19 protein-coding genes, 1 tRNA gene and 1 pseudogene are annotated in these 21736 nt (G+C 36.9%); all 21 read left to right on the top strand.

Annotated features, from left to right (window positions below):
- Window positions 1–340, top strand: a 340-nt coding sequence (locus KH286_RS07170) for a cupin domain-containing protein (RefSeq protein ID WP_353799498.1), incomplete at its 5' end; no start/stop codon positions are given.
- Between the two features lie 71 nt (window positions 341–411).
- On the top strand, window positions 412–1479 hold the full coding sequence (locus KH286_RS07165) for a zeta toxin family protein (RefSeq protein ID WP_278617788.1): 1068 nt from the start codon (window positions 412–414) through the stop codon (window positions 1477–1479).
- Between the two features lie 14 nt (window positions 1480–1493).
- Window positions 1494–2516: pseudogene (locus KH286_RS07160) on the top strand (AraC family transcriptional regulator).
- Window positions 2517–2931: 415 nt separating this feature from the next.
- Entirely contained in the window at window positions 2932–3198 is a 267-nt protein-coding gene (locus KH286_RS07155) for a SemiSWEET family transporter (protein WP_004698672.1), read from the top strand.
- Window positions 3199–3390: 192 nt separating this feature from the next.
- Window positions 3391–4419, top strand: a complete 1029-nt coding sequence (locus KH286_RS07150) for an AraC family transcriptional regulator (RefSeq protein WP_038150581.1) — start codon at window positions 3391–3393, stop codon at window positions 4417–4419.
- Window positions 4420–4802: 383 nt separating this feature from the next.
- Window positions 4803–5705, top strand: coding sequence for a L(+)-tartrate dehydratase subunit alpha (gene ttdA, locus KH286_RS07145; RefSeq protein ID WP_004698665.1), 903 nt, complete (start codon window positions 4803–4805; stop codon window positions 5703–5705).
- Window positions 5705–6316 carry a L(+)-tartrate dehydratase subunit beta gene (gene ttdB, locus KH286_RS07140; protein ID WP_195394632.1) on the top strand — a complete coding sequence of 204 codons (612 nt, stop codon included), beginning with the start codon at window positions 5705–5707 and terminating at the stop codon, window positions 6314–6316. Before ttdA ends, ttdB begins: the two co-directional genes overlap by 1 nt.
- A gap of 157 nt (window positions 6317–6473) precedes the next feature.
- Complete coding sequence (locus KH286_RS07135; RefSeq protein ID WP_077708600.1) at window positions 6474–7748, top strand: SLC13 family permease; 1275 nt, start codon at window positions 6474–6476, stop codon at window positions 7746–7748.
- Between the two features lie 249 nt (window positions 7749–7997).
- On the top strand, window positions 7998–9668 hold the full coding sequence (locus tag KH286_RS07130; RefSeq protein WP_278617787.1) for a formate--tetrahydrofolate ligase: 1671 nt from the start codon (window positions 7998–8000) through the stop codon (window positions 9666–9668).
- A 29-nt stretch (window positions 9669–9697) separates the two neighbouring features.
- Window positions 9698–10315, top strand: coding sequence for a cyclodeaminase/cyclohydrolase family protein (locus tag KH286_RS07125; RefSeq protein WP_004698544.1), 618 nt, complete (start codon window positions 9698–9700; stop codon window positions 10313–10315).
- 180 nt (window positions 10316–10495) lie between these two features.
- On the top strand, window positions 10496–11824 hold the full coding sequence (locus KH286_RS07120; protein WP_278617786.1) for a nucleobase:cation symporter-2 family protein: 1329 nt from the start codon (window positions 10496–10498) through the stop codon (window positions 11822–11824).
- 214 nt (window positions 11825–12038) lie between these two features.
- The gene (locus KH286_RS07115) at window positions 12039–12479 is read left to right on the top strand and encodes an MOSC domain-containing protein (protein WP_278617785.1); all 441 of its coding nucleotides are present in this window, start codon (window positions 12039–12041) and stop codon (window positions 12477–12479) included.
- 26 nt (window positions 12480–12505) lie between these two features.
- Entirely contained in the window at window positions 12506–13471 is a 966-nt protein-coding gene (moaA, locus tag KH286_RS07110) for a GTP 3',8-cyclase MoaA (protein ID WP_278617784.1), read from the top strand.
- A 1-nt stretch (window position 13472) separates the two neighbouring features.
- Window positions 13473–13775: a hypothetical protein gene (locus KH286_RS07105; protein WP_008714343.1), complete on the top strand. Its 303-nt coding sequence runs from the start codon at window positions 13473–13475 to the stop codon at window positions 13773–13775.
- Between the two features lie 83 nt (window positions 13776–13858).
- Window positions 13859–13934 (top strand) — tRNA-Lys (locus tag KH286_RS07100).
- Window positions 13935–14215: 281 nt separating this feature from the next.
- Window positions 14216–15157, top strand: coding sequence for a Dyp-type peroxidase (locus KH286_RS07095; protein WP_008714341.1), 942 nt, complete (start codon window positions 14216–14218; stop codon window positions 15155–15157).
- 182 nt (window positions 15158–15339) lie between these two features.
- The gene (thrC, locus tag KH286_RS07090; protein ID WP_278617783.1) at window positions 15340–16839 is read left to right on the top strand and encodes a threonine synthase; all 1500 of its coding nucleotides are present in this window, start codon (window positions 15340–15342) and stop codon (window positions 16837–16839) included.
- Between the two features lie 212 nt (window positions 16840–17051).
- On the top strand, window positions 17052–17939 hold the full coding sequence (locus KH286_RS07085) for a DMT family transporter (protein ID WP_278617782.1): 888 nt from the start codon (window positions 17052–17054) through the stop codon (window positions 17937–17939).
- 171 nt (window positions 17940–18110) lie between these two features.
- Window positions 18111–19778 carry an ATP-dependent nuclease gene (locus tag KH286_RS07080; RefSeq protein ID WP_004696557.1) on the top strand — a complete coding sequence of 556 codons (1668 nt, stop codon included), beginning with the start codon at window positions 18111–18113 and terminating at the stop codon, window positions 19776–19778.
- A gap of 284 nt (window positions 19779–20062) precedes the next feature.
- Complete coding sequence (gene mscL, locus KH286_RS07075; protein WP_278604567.1) at window positions 20063–20530, top strand: large conductance mechanosensitive channel protein MscL; 468 nt, start codon at window positions 20063–20065, stop codon at window positions 20528–20530.
- Between the two features lie 123 nt (window positions 20531–20653).
- The gene (locus tag KH286_RS07070; RefSeq protein ID WP_195394634.1) at window positions 20654–21703 is read left to right on the top strand and encodes a 2-hydroxyacid dehydrogenase; all 1050 of its coding nucleotides are present in this window, start codon (window positions 20654–20656) and stop codon (window positions 21701–21703) included.
- Window positions 21704–21736: the final 33 nt, after the last annotated feature.

Here is a 21736-nt window from a genome sequence, read left to right as displayed (position 1 = left end):
TTCTATGAGTAAGACTTTCACAAAAAATATCCCAGTCAACGAAATTTTACATCTAGGCGATTGTTTAGAGTATAAAGAAGGGCAAGTGATTAGTATTACGATTGCCCAAAATGAACGCCTCAGTATTACCTTATTTGCGTTACCAAAGGGCGAAGAAATCTCAACGCATATAACTGTAGGCGATGCGATTGTGCAAATCCTCGATGGAGAGGCACATATCGTCGTCGGTGATGTGGAACACAATGTGAAAGCTGGTGAAACATTGATCATGCCTTCTGAAGTCCCTCATAGCCTCGATGCCCAAGAAAACTTCAAGATGCTGTTGACCGTTGTTAAATAAATATATCATAATAAATGCATCCCTTAGATTATAAGGGGTGCATTTTTAATGCGTTGAGAGAGGTCGAATGTATGAATGTCGTTGAACAGTATAATTTAACTTTACAAATAGAAGTTCTAAAAGAACAAAGCGCGGAAACATTAGCGCGTCTCTGTAACTTAGTTGAGGAGAGTGACACTAGTGACTGTGTAGAGCTATTAAAAGCGTATTCTCATATTGTAAATACAGAGTTATATTTAGCCACGTCTATACATGAGTTAGACGTTCTAAAATCAGATATGGTAGAGCTTGAAAGCAATATTAAAGAGTCATTAGCACAAGCTTCTCATGACATTAGTGATGTTAAAGCTGTTAAAGAGACTAGTGATGTACAAGCTATTGAATCCTATAGCTCTGAAGACTTTGATAAGGCCTTAGAACGTACCATTGATTTCTTAACGTTTAATAAAAATATATCTAGTACACCTCGTGCTGTTATTTTAGGTGGTCAAAGTGGAGCCGGGAAAACCACAATTCATCGTGTGAAAATGCTAGAGTCAAAAGGTAATTATATTATCATTGATGGCGATACATACCGTGCTCAACACCCGTATTTTAGAGAGTTACAAGAAAAATATGGTGTTGATAGTGTAGATTACACAAAAATGTTTGCAGGTAAGATGGTAGAGGCTGTAATTGATAAATTAAGCTCTTTAAAATACAATTTAATTATTGAAGGCACATTACGTTCCGCCGCAGTACCAATTAATACAGCTACATTATTAAAATCTAAAGGCTATACCGTCGATTTTTGTTTGATTGCTACTAAGCCAGAGTTATCTTATTTGACGACGCAATTGCGCTATTTAGAAATGATGATTGTGGATCCTTTACAAGCGAGAGCCACTCCTAAAGATCATCATGATGGAATTGTAAAATCCTTGGTCGCTAATATTACTGAACTAGAACAGAGTGGAGTCTTTGAAACTATTCAAGTGTATAAACGTGATTTAGAACAAGTATATAATTCAAAATTATGTACTGAATCTGTTGGAACTGTTGTAGACCAAATTTTATTTGGTCCTTGGACTCAAGATGAATCGGCCTTGTTAGAAGAGAGTAAATCACAGGAACAGGAGTTAAGAGCGAAATTACCTTAGGGAGTAAAAGTGTAATGGATTACTTCGACTATTCATATAAACATAATTACATAGAGTTTAGTAGCAACATATATTGAGTTGGCACATACCATTACAACTGGCATAGTGAGACGGAGATTGTTATTTTATTAAAAGGCCAAATGGAGATGAGTTGTAATGGTGAGACATTTACGATGGAACCACTTGATGTGGTCATTATCTCTCCTCAAGTGGGACATGCCACATTAGCTCTGGAAGAGGATGTCATTGCCTTTGTCATTCATGTAGGAAATGAATTTTACCAACAGTATGATCCAGATTTTGGCGCCTATCAATTTGTATTGCGTTCAGATAATAGTACTCGTCACAATCAATTCTTTACAACCTTACGGCATCATGCAGCTATGACGATGTTATTGATGACTAAAGGTGAAAGCCCGGTACATCGAATGTGGATAGAGCATCATTACTTAGCGTTGGCTGGGGATGTATTTAGAGAGTTTGATCCCATTAAAAAGGTTCATGAAAATGCTAGACCTGGTGATATGAAACCCGCAACGTTCGATAAAATGATTGCCTATATTGATGAGCATTATGAGCAGAAAATAGAGTTGGAAGATATTGCAAAAATTGGGGGCTATAATGTTGCCTATACATCTCAGTTCTTTAAAAAGCAAATGGGGATTTCATTTGTTGAGTATGTATTGAGGTTAAGAATCCGTGACGCTACTGTTCGCTTAGCTGGTACGGATGAGGCTGTCGCAAGAATTGCAAGCGATTGTGGATTTGCAGATGTGAAAGCCTTTAATGTGGCTTTTAAAAAACACTTTAATATGACTCCCACAGAATATCGTAAGCAAGTCAAAAGCATTGGGCGTAAAACCGTCTTACAAGATTGGAAAGAAATTATTTCTGTAGACAATCAAGATGTTCTTGATGTATTGCATTCATTCTTGTCGTATGAAGATGATTCCCGAGCTAAGAGTGAATTGGAATTTATGAGCAAAAAATTGGAATCTTTGAAAGAAAAGTTAGCAGATGTAGTAAAGGATTTATAAAGGTATTTTGTTATATCTCTATGGCAACTAGATTCTTATAGTAACTAATTCTTATAGTAGCTAATTCTTTTAGTAGCTATATTCTTGTGATAAGAGTTTGGTAAGCAAATTATTTTGATGAATTTATGACACATATAGAAAGATTAGAATTGGGTAAATTTCTATATCAAAAAACCCTATAAAGTTATTGAAAAAGCACTACTGTTGATAAGTAGTGCTTTTTTATATGTATTTTCCGGGTGAATTTATATATTGTTATAGTCCCAAAATACAATAAATCGAGAGAAATCTATCTTTTTTCGTTGATTTTAATATAAAAATTATCTTTTAATTTGGATAGTTATATTCACTAAACTGAGTAGAATATATCTCATCAGGAGTAAAAAAATTAGTAAGTTATAATTTTGGAGGATATATGAATCAAGTAAAATTTATGGAAAACGTAGGTAAAGTTGCAACTGTTACTGCTGTAGCTATGTATGTATCTTATTTCCCACAAATCATGCATAACCTTGCACATCCAGGTACTGGTGATTGGATTCAACCACTTGTAGCTGCAATCAACTGTACATTATGGGTAGCGTATGGTTTGTTTAAAGAACATAGAGATATTCCAGTAGCATTAGCCAATGCACCAGGTATCTTCTTTGGTTTAGCAGCGGCTATTACAGCGGTTATGTAATTTTAAGAATAGATATATAATGCTATAGAAGCATAAAACTATAATTTATTAATATATAAAATAAGATTACTGTTGACCGTTATTAATTATATATATCATAATGAATGCATCCCTTTGATTAATAAGGGGTGCATTTTTTATGTAAATAATTGAGAGGTATTTGTTTGATTTTATGAGGGGTATTACGTTGTTATGGATTACTTTCACTATACCTATAAACACAATCATATAGATTTCAATAGTGATATATATAAGGTTAGTACATATCATTACAACTGGCACAGTGGCGTTGAAGTCTTGATCTTGTTAAAGGGCAGAATCGACATGAGTTGTAATAGTGAGGTTTTTACAATGGAACCTCTTGATACCATTATTATTTCCCCTCAAGTAGGTCATGCTACGTTGGCCTTAGAGGAGGATACAACAGCTCTTGTTATTCATGTGAGTAAGGAGTTTTTCCAATACTTTGATCCTAACTTCGGCATGTACCAATTTGTATTGCGCTCAGATAAAACTAATAGGGATAATGAATTCTTTACGTCCTTACGTTATCTTGCGGCACAAATGATGTTGTTAATGGTGAATAGTGAAAGTCCTGATCGTCAATTATGGTTGGAGAGTCACTTTTTAGCCATGACGAGTGATATATATCGTGAAATTGATGCGGTTAAGACTATCCCTATACATACAAAGCCTGCTGATATGACTGTAGCTACCTTTGATAAAATGATTGCCTATATTGATGAAAACTATAAGCAGAAGATAGAGTTAGAAGATATTGCTAAAATAGGCGGTTATAATGTGAACTATACATCTCAATTTTTTAAACGCCAATTAGGGGTTTCCTTTTTAGAGTATTTGTTGCGGTTGAGATTACGAGAGGCTACAGTTCGTTTAGCTAACTCTGAAGATGGAGTAGCACATATTGCAAGTAGTTGTGGCTTTGCAGATATTAAAGCCTTTAATGTGGCCTTCAAGAAACATTTCCATACAACACCATCTGAATATAGAAAGCAAGCAAAAGAGATGGGGCGTAAGACAAAATTACATGATTGGAAGGAAATTATTTCTACTCAGGAAGAAGATATTATAGACATTTTACAAACTTACTTACCCTATCAAGATGTCTCTATCGATAAGAATAGATTAGATGAGGCTAATCAAAAGTTACAGGATGTTAGAGACCAACTTGAGATGGTTGTAAAAAGATTACAATCATAATTTTCATTCTTATAATAACTTGTAATTACCTATAATTTCATGATTTTGAAAATTAAATTAGGTGGATATACAATTATTAGGTATAGGTGATTTTGTATATTTGTTAATCCTATTAAAATATATGGTGAAAGAGCACTACGTTCTGATGGTAGTGCTCTTTTTTTTATAATCATATAGGTGAAATTGTATATTTTTAATGGGTTAAAAGAAAATAATTAAGGAAATTTTGTATGTGTTTGACAGACTTTCACCAATAAAAATCAACTTGTAAATTGGATAGTTATATACTGAAAAAAGAGTAGAATAGAATCATCGAAAGGAGCTAAGGTTCCGAAACAGAAATAATCACGTCTTAAATATTGAAGTCTTTTTGGAGGTTTGCGATGAGTACGAAGGAACAACAAGTACAAGAAATGACAAATAAGATAGCTAATTTCATTTCTTATATGGCAAAGGTATTGCCTGATGATGTACAAGAAAAAATTCATGAATTGGCACAGGATGAAAAAAATCCTATGGCCAAATCTATTTATGAAACAATGCAACATAATATGGATTTAGCAGCTCAGCTTAATCGTCCTTCTTGTCAAGATACTGGTGTATTACAATTTTGGGTAAAGGTTGGATCTAATTATCCCTTATTAGGAGAATTAGAAGATATTCTAAGAGAAGCAACTTATAAGGCTACACAAGAGGCTCCATTACGATTGAACTGTGTAGAAACTTTTGATGAGTTTAATACTGGTAAAAATATTGGCCTCACTGCACCTTATATTCACTGGGATATCATTTCTGGTTGTGATGATGTAGAAATCTTCCCTTATATGGCTGGTGGCGGGTGTTCCTTGCCAGGGTCAGGTAAAACATTGATGCCAGGCGAAGGCTATGAAGGTATTGCTAAGTTTGTTCTTGATTTGATGACAAGCTATGGATTGAATGCGTGTCCTCCACTATTGGTAGGTGTAGGGATTGCTACAACTATTGATACCGCTGCTGGATTATCTAAAAAAGCATTAATGCGCCCTGTATCTTCAAAAGCACCTAATGAAAAAGCGGCTTATATGGAACAATTGTTAGAAGATGGAATTAATAAGATTGGTATTGGACCTCAAGGTATGGGTGGGGATAAAACTGTTTTAGGTGTGAACATTGAACATGGTACACGTCATCCATCTGTTATTTCTTGTGCTGTTAGTGTAGGTTGTTGGAATCATCGTCGCGGCGATCTCGTATTTGACAAGGATGGTAATTGCACAGTTAAATCTCATAAAGGAGTGACATTATAATGGCTAAGAAAATATTAACTACACCTATTCAACAATCTGATTTAGCAGGCATTAAGCCAGGCGATGTGATTTATTTGACTGGGCATATTACAACCTGTCGTGATATGGGGCATCGTCGTGTGGTAGAAGAAGGTAAAACGTTACCGGTTGATGTTAAAGATGGGGCTATACTTCATGCAGGTCCAATTATTCGTACTTTAAGCGATAATGAATTTGAAGTTGTATCTGTAGGACCTACTACATCTATGAGGATGGAAAAATACGAATATGAATTTGTTAAAAAGACAGGTGTACGTCTCATTGTAGGTAAAGGTGGCATGGGTCCTGAAACAGCACGTGCCTGCAAAGACTTTGGTGCACTACACTGTGTGTTCCCTGCAGGTAATGCGGTTCTTGCTGCTACAGAAGTCGAAAAAGTAGAATCTGCTAATTGGCGTGAATTAGGTATGTGTGAGACTTTGTGGACTTTTAAGGTTAAAGAATTTGGTCCGCTTATCGTATCCATTGATGCAGACGGTAATAACTACTTTGAAGAAAAGAAAATAGAATATAATAAGAAAAAAGATGAAATATTAGACGAAATATATAAACACGTAGGTTTCATCAAATAATAAGATAAGAATAGCGATTTCTTTATATTATGAATAACTTCATAACTTGTAAATATATCTATATGAGAAATAATTATTAATAATATTGTTTTGTGATTTACAGCGTATCTTCATATAGATATACTATAAGAGTATGACTACCATGAAAGGAATTCTCATGGATTATAGTATTGCTATTACACTGGGATTTCTTGTATTTGCAATCGTAATGTTTGCATTGGAGAAAATTCCATTGTCTATTACGGCTATGATTGTGGCCGTTGGATTACATCTTTCTGGTGTATTAACTGCAGCGGAAGCTTTTAAAGGTTTCGTTGACTCTAATGTTATTTTGTTTATTGCTATGTTTATTATCGGCGCTGCTTTCTTTGAAACAGGTGTAGCTGTTGATGTTGGTAACGTTGTTAATAAATTTGCTAAAAATGAAACTATCCTTATTATTGCTATTATGATGCTTACAGGTATTATGTCTGGCTTCTTATCTAATACAGGTACTGCAGCGGTTATGATTCCTGTTGTTATTGGTATTTGCAAAAAGGGTGGTTTTAACCAAACTAAATTCTTAATGCCAATCGTATTTGCCGCTGCTATGGGGGGGAATATTTCTATGATTGGCTCTCCTGGTAATATGATTGCAAATTCTAATTTGCAAGAAGCCGGCCTTGGATCCTTTAGTTTCTTTGCTTATGGTGAAGTAGGTTTACCTATGCTTATCGTAGGTACTTTATTCTATGCATTCATTGGTAAAAGATTCTTACCTGAAGTTCCAACGCGTGAACCTGATCCAAACTATCAAAAAAATGCTGATTTCAGTCATGTTCCAGTTTGGAAAAAATGGGTAGCTGGTTTGGTATTGGTGTTGACTATCGCTGCTATGATTTTTGAAAAACAAATTGGCGTATCCTTAGCGGTTAGTGCCTGGGTAGGCGCACTTGTTATCGTAGCGACAGGAGTTATTACCGAAAACGAAGCAGTTAAGTCTATTGATATGAAGACTATTTTATTATTTGTAGGTTCCTTAGCTCTTGGCACAGCAATGGTAAAATCTGGGGCAGGTGCATATATTGCAAATCTTATTGTTGATGCTTTGGGGGATACACCTAATCCATTGGCATTATTAGCGGTACTTTTCTTCCTATCTGTATTTATGACAAACTTCATGTCCAATACAGCAGATGTTGCATTGCTAGCTCCAATCGGATTGTCTCTAGCATCTCAATTAGGTTTTGATCCTAAAGCGATTCTTGTTGCCATCGTAATTTCTAGCTCTCTTGCGTATGGTACACCTATAGGGATGCCTGCAAATACTATGGTATATAATGTAGCTGGGTATAGTTTTAAAGACTATGTAAAAGCAGGCGTACCGTTAATTGTAGTATCTGCAATTGTATCTTTAGTGTTGTTACCGATTTTGTTCCCGTTTAACCCATAATTATATAAAGGTTAGTCATACAAAACCGTCACCATAGGTGGCGGTTTTATTTTTGTACTATTGGGAGAGAATATTTTAGTAATAAGTTAATATAATGTATAGATAGGTAAGAATTGATTAGACATAAGGGCTACTTTCATATATAATAGATTACTGTAGTTGTACAAATATACATCTACAGTAGACATTGAATGTGGTTTCATAGTTGTTATATAGTTTTTGAGCTGGCCATGGTGCCGAGGAGGCTTTATGTTAAGCGATATTGAGATTGCCCAACAGAATAGAATGGAAAAGATTCAGGTTATTGCCAATAAATGTGGTTTAACACCTGATGACATTGAACAATATGGTCATTATAAAGCTAAAATTTCTTTTGATGCTATTCGTCGTTTAGAATCTGAGCCAGATGGTAAGTTAGTGCTAGTCACAGCGATTACGCCAACACCAGCAGGGGAAGGTAAGTCTACAACGAGCATTGGTCTCGTACAAGGTTTACAAAAAATCGGTAAAAATGCAATTGCTACATTACGTGAGCCATCCTTAGGACCTGTTTTTGGGATTAAAGGTGGTGCAGCAGGTGGCGGTTATGCTCAAGTTGTACCTATGGATGACATCAATCTTCACTTTACAGGTGATATGCATGCTATTACAGCGGCTAACAATTTATTATCCGCTATGATTGATAATCACATCCATCAAGGCAATGAATTGCAAATTGACTTGCGTCAATTATCATGGACTCGTGTTCTGGATATGAATGATCGTGCTCTTCGCAATGTGACGGTGGCTCTTGGTGGCAAAGTATGTGGATTCCCTCGGGAAGATCATTTTATGATTACTGTAGCTTCTGAAATCATGGCTATTCTTTGCTTAGCTAAGGATTTAGAAGATTTGAAAGAACGTTTTGGTCGCATCGTTATCGGTTGTAACTTAGCAGGTGATCCTGTTTATGTTCATCAACTTGGTTGCCAAGGGGCAATGGCTCTCCTTATGAAAGATGCTATCAAGCCGAATCTTGTACAGACATTGGAACATACACCAGCTATTGTTCACGGTGGTCCCTTTGCCAATATCGCTCATGGTTGTAACTCCATTGTAGCTACAAAACTAGGACTTAAGCTTGGTGATATCGTAGTTACGGAAGCCGGTTTTGGCGCTGACTTGGGTGCTGAAAAGTTCCTTGATATTAAATGCCGATACGGCGATATTTTCCCTGATGCAATCGTCATCGTAGCTACATTACGAGCTCTTAAAATGCATGGTGGTGTACCAAAACAAGAGTTGAATACAGAAAATGTTGAAGCCATAACTAAAGGTTTCAGTAACTTGCAAAAAGCAATTGAAAACATGCGTTATTTCAATGTGCCTGTATTAGTGGCAATCAATAAATTTGCTAGCGATACAGATGCAGAAATTGCTGAGTTGACTCGCCTATGTGATGAGTTTGGCGTGCCTGTAGAGCTTAATGAATGTTGGGAAAAGGGCGGCGAAGGCGGCACTGATATGGCGAAAAAAGTTGTAGAGTTACTTGAAGGCCCTAAGCCAGCACCTAAATTCGTATATGATTTGGAAGATAGTTTAGAGGATAAAGTTAATAAAATCGTTAAAACTATTTATGGTGGCGATGGAGTTATCTTTACGGACAAAGCCAAAAAGCAAATTAAACAATTAGCAGATTGGGGACTGGATCGTTTGCCTGTATGTATGGCGAAAACGCAATATTCCTTATCTGATAATCCAGCATTATTAGGGGCTCCAACAGGATTCACTATTACTGTATCCGATATTCGTGTTGCCAATGGGGCAGGCTTTATTGTATGTCGTACAGGTGACGTAATGGTCATGCCGGGCCTTCCTAAACGTCCTGCTGCTCTTAATATGGATATCGAAGCAGACGGCACAATTAAAGGCTTGTTTTAATAGAAAGTGTTTTTACATGAGGCTATGTTATGAAATTAGTAGAACAACGAGTAATAGATTTTGTGGCTGCTACTGCCTCTAAAGAGCCAACGCCAGGTGGTGGTGCTATTGCGGCATTGACTGCCGCAACGGGGGCGGCTTTAGCAGAAATGGTAGCAAACCTTACATTTGGTAAAAAAGGTTATGAAGCGGTTCAGACCGAAATGGAGGAGCTTCAAGCTAAAGCAGAAGCGATTCGCAAGCGCATGCTCGAATTATCTCAAGCTGATGCAGATGTATTTAATATCTTTATGAACGCCTTAGGATTGCCAAAGAATACAGATGAAGAGAAGGCTGCGCGTACAGCTGCTATTCAACAAGCATACAAAGATGCTGCTATGGTACCTTTTGAAATTGGAGAATTAGCGAATCAAATATTTGATTTAGCAGAATTAGCCTCTCGTAAGGGGAATCAAAATCTTATTACAGATGGTATTATTGCGGCTATTAATGCGCGTGCTGCGGTGAAATCGGCTTTTTTGAATGTGCGTATTAATTTATCTGGTATTAAAGATGAAAGTTTTGTAGCAGAACTAACATCTAAGATGTATGCCATTGAAAAAGATCTTGATGTTAAAGAGTCGTCTATCATAGGGTTATATGAATAATAAGAGATTATAATATAAATCGAATAATATAACCGAGCAAACTATAAAAGTTCGGGAAATAATATAAAGAGAGCCTATTAATACATATAAAATAATAGACTCTCTTTTTTGTATTGTTAAAATCCGAACGATAGTGTAAAATAAACGGGTGATATTTCGAGATTTTATGTAGGAGACATTATGACAGATCAAAAACAAATGAATACGGTCGATAGCATGCTGCCCATACCACAGCTCTTTGCCTTTGGTTTACAGCATGTACTTGCTATGTATGCTGGAGCTGTTGCGGTACCGATTATTGTGGCACAGGCGATGAATTTACCGGTGGAGGACTTGATTCGACTTATTACAGCAGACTTGTTTACCTGCGGCATTGCGACCTTAATTCAAACATTAGGCTTCGGTAATATAGGTGGGCGTATTCCTATGATCCAAGGTGTTACCTTTGCATCTGTCGGACCTATGACTATGATTGGGGCACAGCATGGTATGACTGCCATTTACGGTGCCATTATTGTAGCAGGTCTATTTACTTTTATAGTAGCTCTATTCTTTAGCCGTCTAATTCGACTGTTTCCCCCTGTTGTAACGGGAACAATAATTACTCTTATTGGGATTAATTTGATGCCAGTTGCCATTAATTGGATGGGGGGCGGTGTAGGAAATCCAGAATTTGGAAGTTATACGAACATAGGACTTGGATTTCTTACGTTCTTAATTGTTGTCTTTGTATACAAGTTTGCTAAAGGTTTCTTAAGTAATCTTTCTGTATTAATAGGCTTGATCGCAGGCACAGCAATTGCCTTTGCAATGGGTGTTGCTAATTTTGATGAAGTTGGTCGATCTCAATGGGTTGCTTTCATTGAACCATTCTATTTTGGTTTGCCAACCTTTGACTGGGCTTCTGTATTATCTATGATTATCGTCATGCTCGTTGTTATGGTAGAGACGACAGGTGATAGTATTGCTATTGGTGAAATTGTGGATAAGCCAATAGGTCGAAAAGAATTAGCCTCTGTTATTCGTGCCGATGGTATCTCTACTTTAATAGGGGGAATTCTTAATAGTTTCCCATATACAGCCTTTGCTCAAAATGTAGGACTTATTGCGGTTACAGGTGTTAAAAGTCGTTTTGTAGTAGCTGCATCTGGAGTAATCTTAATTTTGTTAGGTTTATTCCCTAAGTTAGCCGCTATTGTTGCTAGTATTCCAAATGCAGTACTCGGTGGTGCTGGCATTGCTATGTTTGGCATGATTGTTGCCAGTGGTATCCGCTCTCTTGGCAAGGTTAGTTTTGATGGTAATCATAACTTGATGCTTGTGGCGATTAGTATTGGAGTGGCTATGATCCCTATTGCGGCGCCGAACTTTTATGCTAATTTCCCTGATTGGGCACAAATTATTTTAAAATCTGGCATTACCTTTGGTAGTATTACGGCAATCTTGCTTAACTTATTACTCAATGGTGTTAATCATGGCGATGAAATTCAAGAAATGGGTCGTCGCTAAATAATACATACGAGAACTCTATTCCTATAGAATAGAGTTCTTTTTAGTGATTAAATTCACAGGGAAAATGTATGAATACTATGTTATAATATATAGATAATTGTAGAACTATTTTGTGATACTTTCATAAAATAGGAATACAGTCTGGATTTACAATTAAGTGTTTATAAAAAGTTATGTATATGGAATGTTCCTATAAGAAGGGAAGGGGCACGTGGCAGACGGAAAGATTATTGCTATCTCCATTAGTGAGAAAAAAGGGCAAAAAAAACATAATATTGAATCCGCCAATCTCATTGTAGATCATGGGATGGAGGGAGATGCTCATGCAGGAAATTGGCACCGCCAAATCAGCTTACTTGGTATCGCTAGTATTGAACATATGCGGGCACAAGGGGCAGATGTAAAACCTGGTGATTTTGCTGAAAACATTACAGTAGAAGGTATGGTTCTTTATGAATTAGCTGTAGGGACTCACTTACAAGTAGGGACTGATGTTATTCTTGAAATTACTCAAATTGGCAAGGAATGCCATCATGGTTGCGAAATCATGAAACAAGTTGGTTCTTGCATTATGCCTACACAAGGTATCTTTGGTAAGGTTCTTAAAAACGGTACGATTCGCGTAGGTGATGAAGTATCTATTATTAAATAATTTTGAGTTGGTAAACGAGGTGTATTATGAAAGACGCATGGGGCCGTACAATTGAATATGTACGTCTGTCGTTGACAGATGCGTGTAATTTTTGTTGTCCCTACTGCCGACCTGCAGAAATTACTCCTCAAAGTCAAACACAACTATTATCTGTTGATGAATGGATGAATATATTAGGGGCCTTCCATCATATTGGTGTGAAGGCAGTACGCCTCACAGGCGGTGAGCCTTTGCTCTATCCACATATCGAAGAGTTACTAGGTCGTATTAAAGAAACAGGTTGGTTTGAAGATATTTCTATGACTACCAATGGTAGTTTATTAGCCTCACGAGCGCAACGGTTAAAAAAACTTGGCTTGAATCGTGTGAATATTAGTTTGGACTCTCTTGAAACTGAAGCTTTTGCCACCTGTGTTGGTAAAGTGGGACAGTTGGAGTCCGTCCTCGACGGTATACGTAGTGCTATTAATGCTAACTTTAAATCCGTTAAGATTAATACGGTTTTATCTCGTTATTGGTCCGATGATGAAGTTAAATCTTTATTACAATATGTTGAAAAATGGCCTGTTGTTTGGCGATTTATTGAATACATGCCGTTCCAAGGTGATGCCTTTCATGGGCCTACCTTTGATGAATGGAAGGAACAACTAGAACGCGTTAGTGGCGGATCTCTCACAGAGGTTCATTCTGTTTATGGCTTTGGTCCTGCTACATATTTGGCACTACCTAGTGGTAAGGCTGTAGGCTTTATATTCTCTATGTCTCATAGCTATTGTGACACTTGCAATCGTGTACGTCTTACATCTGACGGTCAAATGCGATTGTGCTTGTTGCGAGATGATGAGGCTGATCTCGTATCACTCGTACGCAAAGGTGTATCTATAAAGGACTTAGCTAATCATATTGAACGTGCTTTGCAACGAAAACAAGAACGACATGATGGTATAGGTATGGATCAACCTGAGCGTCCAATGTGGCGAATCGGAGGGTAGTATGGGATTTTTTGATTTTTTAAAGCCTAGATCAAAGGAGAATGTTGAATCATGCTGGCCTGGAGGCAAGATGCTTCAAGTCCATATAGAATACAATACACAAGAAACCGTATTTACTTATTTTGGTCGTTATGGGTTACAGTTTAGCGTTCCTAAGTCTAATTTGACGAATGTTATTGTAAAAGAAGTAAGTCGCACTCATAGTGTGCTTCAACTATATAGTGGTGAAAACTGCGTAGGGACTAGTGATCTACTCCCTACTGAGGCCTGTAATATTATGAAGGATTGGGTATTACAATATTAATAATATGAATGTTGATATTTTATAGGAGTGTAATAAATTTTCTTTACATTCCTATAAAATAAGCATATAATTATTCATGTCATGGACCACTAGCTCAGCTGGCAGAGCACCTGACTCTTAATCAGGGTGTCCAGGGTTCGAACCCCTGGTGGTCCACCAGAGTAAAGAACTCACATTTTGTGTGAGTTCTTTTTTTGTGTAAATATTTTTCTTTTAGCTTTTTACATATCTTTTTAGCCTTTATATAGTTATTTACATGGTTAAAATACGTTGTGGTTTAATCCTATTTTTCTCAAACGAGTAGTCATTGATTTAATTAAGTTTATAAACTTTGATATTAATTGAATATAGTATTGATACAATATAATATATTTTATAGACAGTAAAACTATAATAGCTTATGATGGTTTTATAATAGTTTTCTCACTAGGAGGTACCAAATGGCAGTAGATGTTTCTAGAACACAAGATGTGTATAAAGATGCTGGCCAAAGTGTCAACTTCACCACTTTGTTATTAAACCGTAAAGATCATGAGGCAGAGCTTGAAGTGATTCAAGATATGGCAGATCGTATTCAAGCCATTAAACGTTCTGTTAGTATTCGCGCTAATGGGGAAGGTTTGGGCATTGCCTTTGGCTTTAGCCGTAAGGCATGGGATTATTTGTTCCCTAATGCACCGGTACCAAAAGAGTTAGAAGACTTCGAAGGCATAAAAGGTGATAAACAAGATGTACCCGCTGTAGCAGCTGACTTATTTTTGCATGTCCGCTCTAATGATGAATCTGTTACGTATACTGTAGTAGATCAAATTATGGAGTTCTTACGCCCTATTACATCTGTTGTAGATGAAACCCATGGCTTCCACTACGAACAAGGTCGTGCGATTATTGATTTCGTTGATGGTACGGAAAACCCTGTTGGCCAAGAGGCTGTAGAGTGGGGCGTTATTGGAGATGAAGATCCTGAATTTACTAATGGCTCTTATGCATTTGCACAGAAATATGAACATGATCTTGATGCATGGCGTGCACTTCCTACAGAAATGCAAGAGAAATTCATTGGCCGCCGCAAATTTAGTGATATCGAATTAGAGGATGACGAAAAAGACCCGGCAGCTCACAATGTAGTGGCTCAAGACAATCGTGATGATGAAGAACATAAGATCGTTCGTATGAATGTTCCATTTGCTCAACCTGGTCAAGGTGTTCGAGGCACATACTTTATAGGTTATGCTCGTTACTGGGATGTGACCAAAACAATGCTTACCAATATGTTTACACAAAATGATAAATTGCTTGATTATTCTAAGCCTATTACGGGCATGCTATTTTTCATTCCGTCTCTTGATACATTGGATGCTATTGCAGAAGGTGAACTATAATCGATTTCTAATTGATGGTGGAGACTAAACATTTATCTAATTAGCTAGTAATGTTTAGTTCTATCTACAAGATTAAAATTTATTATATAATTCTATAGAAAGCGCCCCAAGTGGGCGCTTTTATGCTATAATAAATCTATTAAACTCGTAAAAATCCATTGTAGTTATAAATGAGGTATTCTATGAATTATACTAGCACCCGCGGTACCGTTGCGGTAAATGAAACATATGCATTGTTGCACGGATTGGCAGAGGATGGTGGCCTATATGTACCATCTTTATTCCCTACAAACTGCTTAACTTATAATGATGTGAAAGATAAAAACTACCAAGAAGTAGCAGCCGTTGTTTTAGCAAAGTTGTTTCCATGCTTTTCTGAAGCTCATTTAAATGAAATGATTAATTCTGCTTACTGCGATGCTAATTTCAGCACCCGTGATATTGCACCATTACACTCTTTATTGGAAAAGGTTTCCGTATTGGAACTATTCCATGGCCGCACACAAGCTTTCAAAGATATGGCGTTGTCCTTATTCCCATATTTGTTAGTGGCAGCTAAAGAGGCGGAAGGTGAGAAAAAAGAAGTTCTTATCTTAACGGCTACTTCTGGTGATACTGGTAAAGCAGCTCTTGAAGGCTTCAAGGATATACCTGGCACTCATATTCAGGTATTTTACCCAACTGATGGCGTTAGTCCTATGCAAGCGGAACAAATGCAAAAACAAGAAGGGGCGAATGTCAATGTCACAGCCATTCATGGTAACTTTGACGATGCGCAACAATTCTTGAAACGTCTCTTTGTTGATAAAGTAACTGCAGAAGAGGTTGCTGAAAAAGGGGTTATGTTCTCTAGTGCGAACTCTATCAATATTGGTCGTTTAGCTCCACAAGTAGTTTACTATGTAAATGCCTATGCTGAACTGGTTGCACAAGGTGCAATCCATGAAGACGAAGCTTTCAATGTTGTAGTTCCAACTGGTAACTTCGGTAATATTTTGGCTGCTTACTATGCTAAAAAAATGGGGATTCCTATCGGCAAATTGATTTGTGCGTCCAATCAAAACAACGTACTTACTGACTTCTTTGAAAACGGTACCTACGATATGAACCGCCCATTCTATACGACGATTTCTCCATCTATGGATATTCTTGAGTCCTCTAACTTTGAACGATTCTTATATTATATTTCTGGTGAAGATAGCGAACGTACAGCAGGATGGATGAAAGATCTTAAAGCAACAGGCAAATTAACTGTTAATGAAGAAGAGTTCAAACGTATTAAGACTGATTTTGCTGGTGCCTATGTGGATGATGAAGAAACGAAAGCAATCATTGAACAAGTATACAATTCTTACGGTTATGTAATGGATCCTCACACGGCGGTTGCTATGGGGGCCTATATGAAGGAGTTGGAGAAACATCCTGAAGATGGCGCTCGTCATACAGTGATTGCATCTACAGCACATCCATTTAAATTCCCTACACCAATCTGTGAGGCATTGGATATCAAGGTAGGCGAGACTCCTTATGAAAGCTTAGATAATATCTCTACTGTAACGGGTGTTGCCTTCCCTAAACAATTGGAAGCCTTACAATCCAAACCATTGCGCTTTACAAAAGCAATCGACAAAGAGAATATGAAACAAGAAATCTTAGATTTTGTAGATACATTCTCTAAATAATACAATGCCGCCTTTCATTAGAAGGGCGGCATATCTATATGTTTCTTATTGAGTAACCATTTTTTATTGATTAACCAATTTAATTCATTTTCTCATTAAATTAACATTCATCATATATGATATGGAATTTTGTTAGTATGTATTGATGTATCCATTATTTATAGAAATATGGGTTTATAATTATATAGAGAAATATAATTATAGGAGGGGCTATGGCTAAAAAGGGCCTTATATATGCATTGTTATCTGCACTTTTGTTTAGTACGATGAATGTATTCGTAAAACTGTTGGGGACGAATATTCCACCTGGGGAGATCGCTTTTGCCCGTGGATTCTTTGGGACTGTTGCGGTGCTCATTATCATGTATGTGAAGGGAATCCGATTTTCAAAAGAGGATCGGGGGCTCCTTGTCATGCGTGGCCTATACGGCGGTTTTGGTATGGTCTGTAATTTTATTGCTTTGGTACACATAAAATTATCTGATGCAACAATTCTATTTCAGACGACAGGAATATTTGTTTTTATCTTTAGTGCTCTGTTTCTGAAGGAATCGATACCTAAAGGGGCTGGCAAATGGCTCGGAGTTATTTTGATTGCTGTCTTAGTAATGGTAAATCCTTTTAGTTATGAATCATTTTCTTGGTATGCCTTGTTAGCAATTTTAGGTGCTGCTCTAGCTGCGGCGGCTTATACGACAATACGAACTATTAGTAAACGCGGACAACATAGTAATTTTGAAATTATGGCCTATTTTATGATTACTGGTATGATTGCGGGCCTCGTCACTACAGAACAGCTCGTTATGCCTCAAGGTACAGACTGGCTAATTATCTTTGCTATCGGTGGTATTAGTGTAGTGGCTCAGTTTTTCTTGACCGGAGCCTTTGTTACGACCAATGCTGTAGTGGCTCAATTCTTGCAATACGTTGGCGTATTTATTAGTTCCTTCTACGGGTTCTTGATCTTTGGTGAAAGTTTATCCATAGCCACAGTGGGTGCTGGTATTGCCATGTTTATATCTTCTGTTATGTTGGCGCGTCTTAAAGAACAGAGTGGTCCATTAAGAGAGGGCAAGGTCATAGAGGATAAAATCAAATAAATGTCGAATATATACAATATCAGATTGTATATGACAGTGGGGTGCTGATTACATTCGTGATTAGCACCTTTTTACATAAAAGAGATAATACAAGGGTATTAGTTAGTGATTTGTGGTAATGAAATATACTAGAGCTCTTTCATTTTGAAAGTAGCTACAGACGGAGGAGCTATGTATATAAAATGGATGCATATTGAAAACTATAGGAACTTAGCCGATGTAACACTAAGCTTTCACAATGATATTAATTACTTTGTCGGTGAGAATGCAGTAGGTAAGTCTAATTTTCTAGATCTCTTAGAAATTATCATGGAGTGCCATGGGTTCATTGAAAGTGATTTCACGGATGTAAACAAGCCTATCCGCATTGATTTTGAAATATCTTTAGGTGAGTTAAATTATAAAAGCATGTATACTGCTGATGAAGGCCCCACCTACCGTTTACGACTTGAACAAGTTGTACAAGAGGTATATCCACGATTATACAGAGTCACTGATGCAGGGATTGAACCTATGGCGTTATCTATGATTCGTCATGCCTTATATGTGTGTCATCGCGATACATCAGAGCAAGAGCTATTTTCTATACCCTCTGCTGTATATATTGAATTAGGACATCTCTTACAAGCTTATGTATCTCGATTAGAAATGGCGACTGATGATTTGCAGCGTGAAATTGTCAGTTTACGCAAGGATTTAGATCCCTATTGTATGCTCAATATTCAACACCTTATAGAGGTGTTGTCTACATCTTCTGCTATAGAACGCAAGTATTCTGCTGATAATGTGCGTTTAATAATGGCTGTGGCTCTTAAAATTTTAGCTCAAATCTATATGAAGGTGAGTAGTGCGACTACAAATCTAGAAGCTTTACTTGTATATGATGGAAAGGGTCGCAAGTTTTTACCAATCTTTATCAGTGTGGATGAGCCAGAGCTACATTTAAGCCCTTATTTGCAACGGGCTGTGCTCAATTATTACCGCCAAATTGCAACTAATGAAAATGAAGAGTTTTTATCGTTGTTGCGAGATGTATTTAAAATTGATGGATTGTTAGGACAACTTTTTGTAGTTACACATAGTACAGATGCGCTTGTTGATGATTATCGGCACATTATTCGCCTTTATCGGGATGAAAATAATATGGTCTGTGCAGCTTGTGGGGTTACGTTTAACTTCCCTAAAGAGGTAGAGAAACATTTGATTATGCATTTTCCAGAGGCTAAGGAGGCGCTCTACGCTCGGTGTATTATCATTGTAGAAGGAGAGACAGAGTACGGTAGCTTTGCAGGTTTTGGTAAACGATTGGGGGTAGATTTTGATTACTTTGGCATCTGTCTTATCAATGCCCGAGGAGAGTCTTCTATTAGTAAATTACAAAAATTATTTAATAGATTCTCTATTCCAACAGTAGCTCTCTATGATCGAGATGTAGAGGGAAAGTATGCAAAAGCACATAGCAATATATTTTACACACAAGAAATTTGTTTTGAAATGGATTTTGTATCGTATTTGCTTGCGATGCACAAGCGTTCCATAATGGATGCCATTATCAAGGATATTATTGATGATGCTCGGCCAATGGTAACAAAGGACATGGCACGTCGTGGTTATGCGAAACTAGGTATTACTAAAAGTCAAATTGTACAACGATGTTTATCGAATATTTCGGATCGTAAGTTAGATGATTTACATATTTATTACTTCTCTTGGTTCTATGCCAATAAAGGGGTAATTGTAGGGCGTCGTATTAGTCAATTCTTAGATGCTTCCATGATACCACCTGCATTTATTGCAGTAATAGAGCGTGCTAAACTTCTTTCACTAGGTTTAGGTTAATGGAACAATACATTAATACTTCTAATTAATAGAGTCTGACCAAAGTTTGGTTAGGCTCTATTTTCTAGTATGTATCAAAGCGTTTTAGAGTGTAGGCATAGAAAATATGGTGCAAAAAATACGCATAATACGTGATTTATTACAATAATAGATAGAATTATGAAAAACTATATTAACTAAATTTTAAAAACTACATCGAAATTTCTTGACATCTTTTTATCTTTATTTTATGATTAGTACTGTTATTAATGCATTCTCAATTAAACGTATCTAGGAGTATGAAAATGAAAGACTTTTTAAACGACTTTAAAGCATTTGCTTTCAAAGGCAATATGATGGACCTAGCTATTGGTATGATTATTGGTGCTGCTTTCACAGCATTGGTTAATTCTGTTGTAAACAACCTATTCATGCCTGTTCTCAGTATATTCACAGGTGGTATTGATTTTAGTAATTTGTATTTGCCATTGAGCACAGGTTCTAAAGATGCATTCATGGCTGGCGCTGATATTGCTACAGCTCGTGCAGCTGGATCTGTATTGCCATATGGTACATTTATTACTGATTTGATTCAATTCTTGATTTTGGCATTTGTTGTATTCTTGATGGTTCGTGGTTTGGCTAAAATGATGAAATCCGCGAAAGAAGAGGAAGTTGCAGAAGCACCTGCAACGAAAGAATGTCAATTCTGTAAATCTGAAATCAATATTAATGCAGTTAAATGTCCTAACTGTACTGCAGATTTGAACTAGTTCAAATTTAAATTATACATAAAAGGAGTGAGGTTTTGGCCTTACTCCTTTTTGTTGTATTACGTTAGCTTTCTAGTATAAAATATAATTATAATATATAGAATTTTTTAGGGAGGGATATACATGGAAAAGAAACCTCTAGTAGTAGTAAATGGACTGGTTCGCAAAGATGCGATTGCATATTTAAAAGAGCATGTAGATGTGCGCCAATGGACTGAAAAAACAGTGATGCCTCGTGAGGTACTGAAGGAATGGCTCATTAATGCGGATGGTTTGTGGTGTGTACGACCTTTAGATGTAGATGGTGATCTTGTAAAGAATGCGCCAAATTTAAAGGTTATAGCACAAGCGGCCGTAGGTTATGATAATGTAAATATTGATGAACTAACAGCGGCAGGTATTCCTTATGGCAATACGCCAGGTGTTCTCAATGAAACGGTAGCAGAACTTGCGTTTACGTTGATTGCCACGGCTAGTCGTCGTATTATAGAAAATGCTAACTTTGTAAAAGACGGTCGTTGGGCTCAAAGACCTTCTAATATTAAAGGTTTTGATTTAAGTCGTCGCACTCTTGGTATCATTGGCATGGGGGCTATCGGCGTATCCATTTCTCGACGTGCCCGTGCGTTTGGTATGACTGTTGTGTATCATAATCGTAATCAACGTTTGGATGATAAGATTCATAAGACTACTTATATGGAGTTAGATGATTTATTAGCCATTAGTGATGTAGTATGCGTTATGGCTCCATTGACAGATGAAACATATCATATGTGTGACGAAGCGTTTTTCAAGAAAATGAAGAATACCGCTTTATTTGTTAATGTTGGTCGTGGACCTATAGTAGATACAGAGGCACTTATCAATGCCCTTAAAACGGGTGAAATCGATTATGCAGCCCTTGATGTAACGGATCCAGAACCATTACCAGTGGATCATCCATTATTAGATGTAGAAAATTGCCTCATTGTACCACATATTGGTTCTTATACAGATCGAACTCGTTTAGATATGTCTATTTTGACAGCAGACAATATTATTGCCGGCGTTTATAAGAAACCTTTAAAAACATGTGTAAATGAAGAAGTAAATTATAAGAAACCTCAAATGGATGTAGAGTCTGCGCTAGAAGAGCTTAAAAAGGCTGGCGTTGATTTAACTGATTTCGACTAAAAGTGGAAGACATTAAAAGATATGCGGTTTTAT

It is taken from the genome of Veillonella parvula, from assembly GCF_018378075.1.
Classification (GTDB): Bacteria; Bacillota; Negativicutes; order Veillonellales; family Veillonellaceae; genus Veillonella; species Veillonella parvula_K.
The sequence above is the reverse complement of the archived record's forward strand: the minus strand, read 5'-3'. Positions and strand labels throughout refer to the sequence as shown.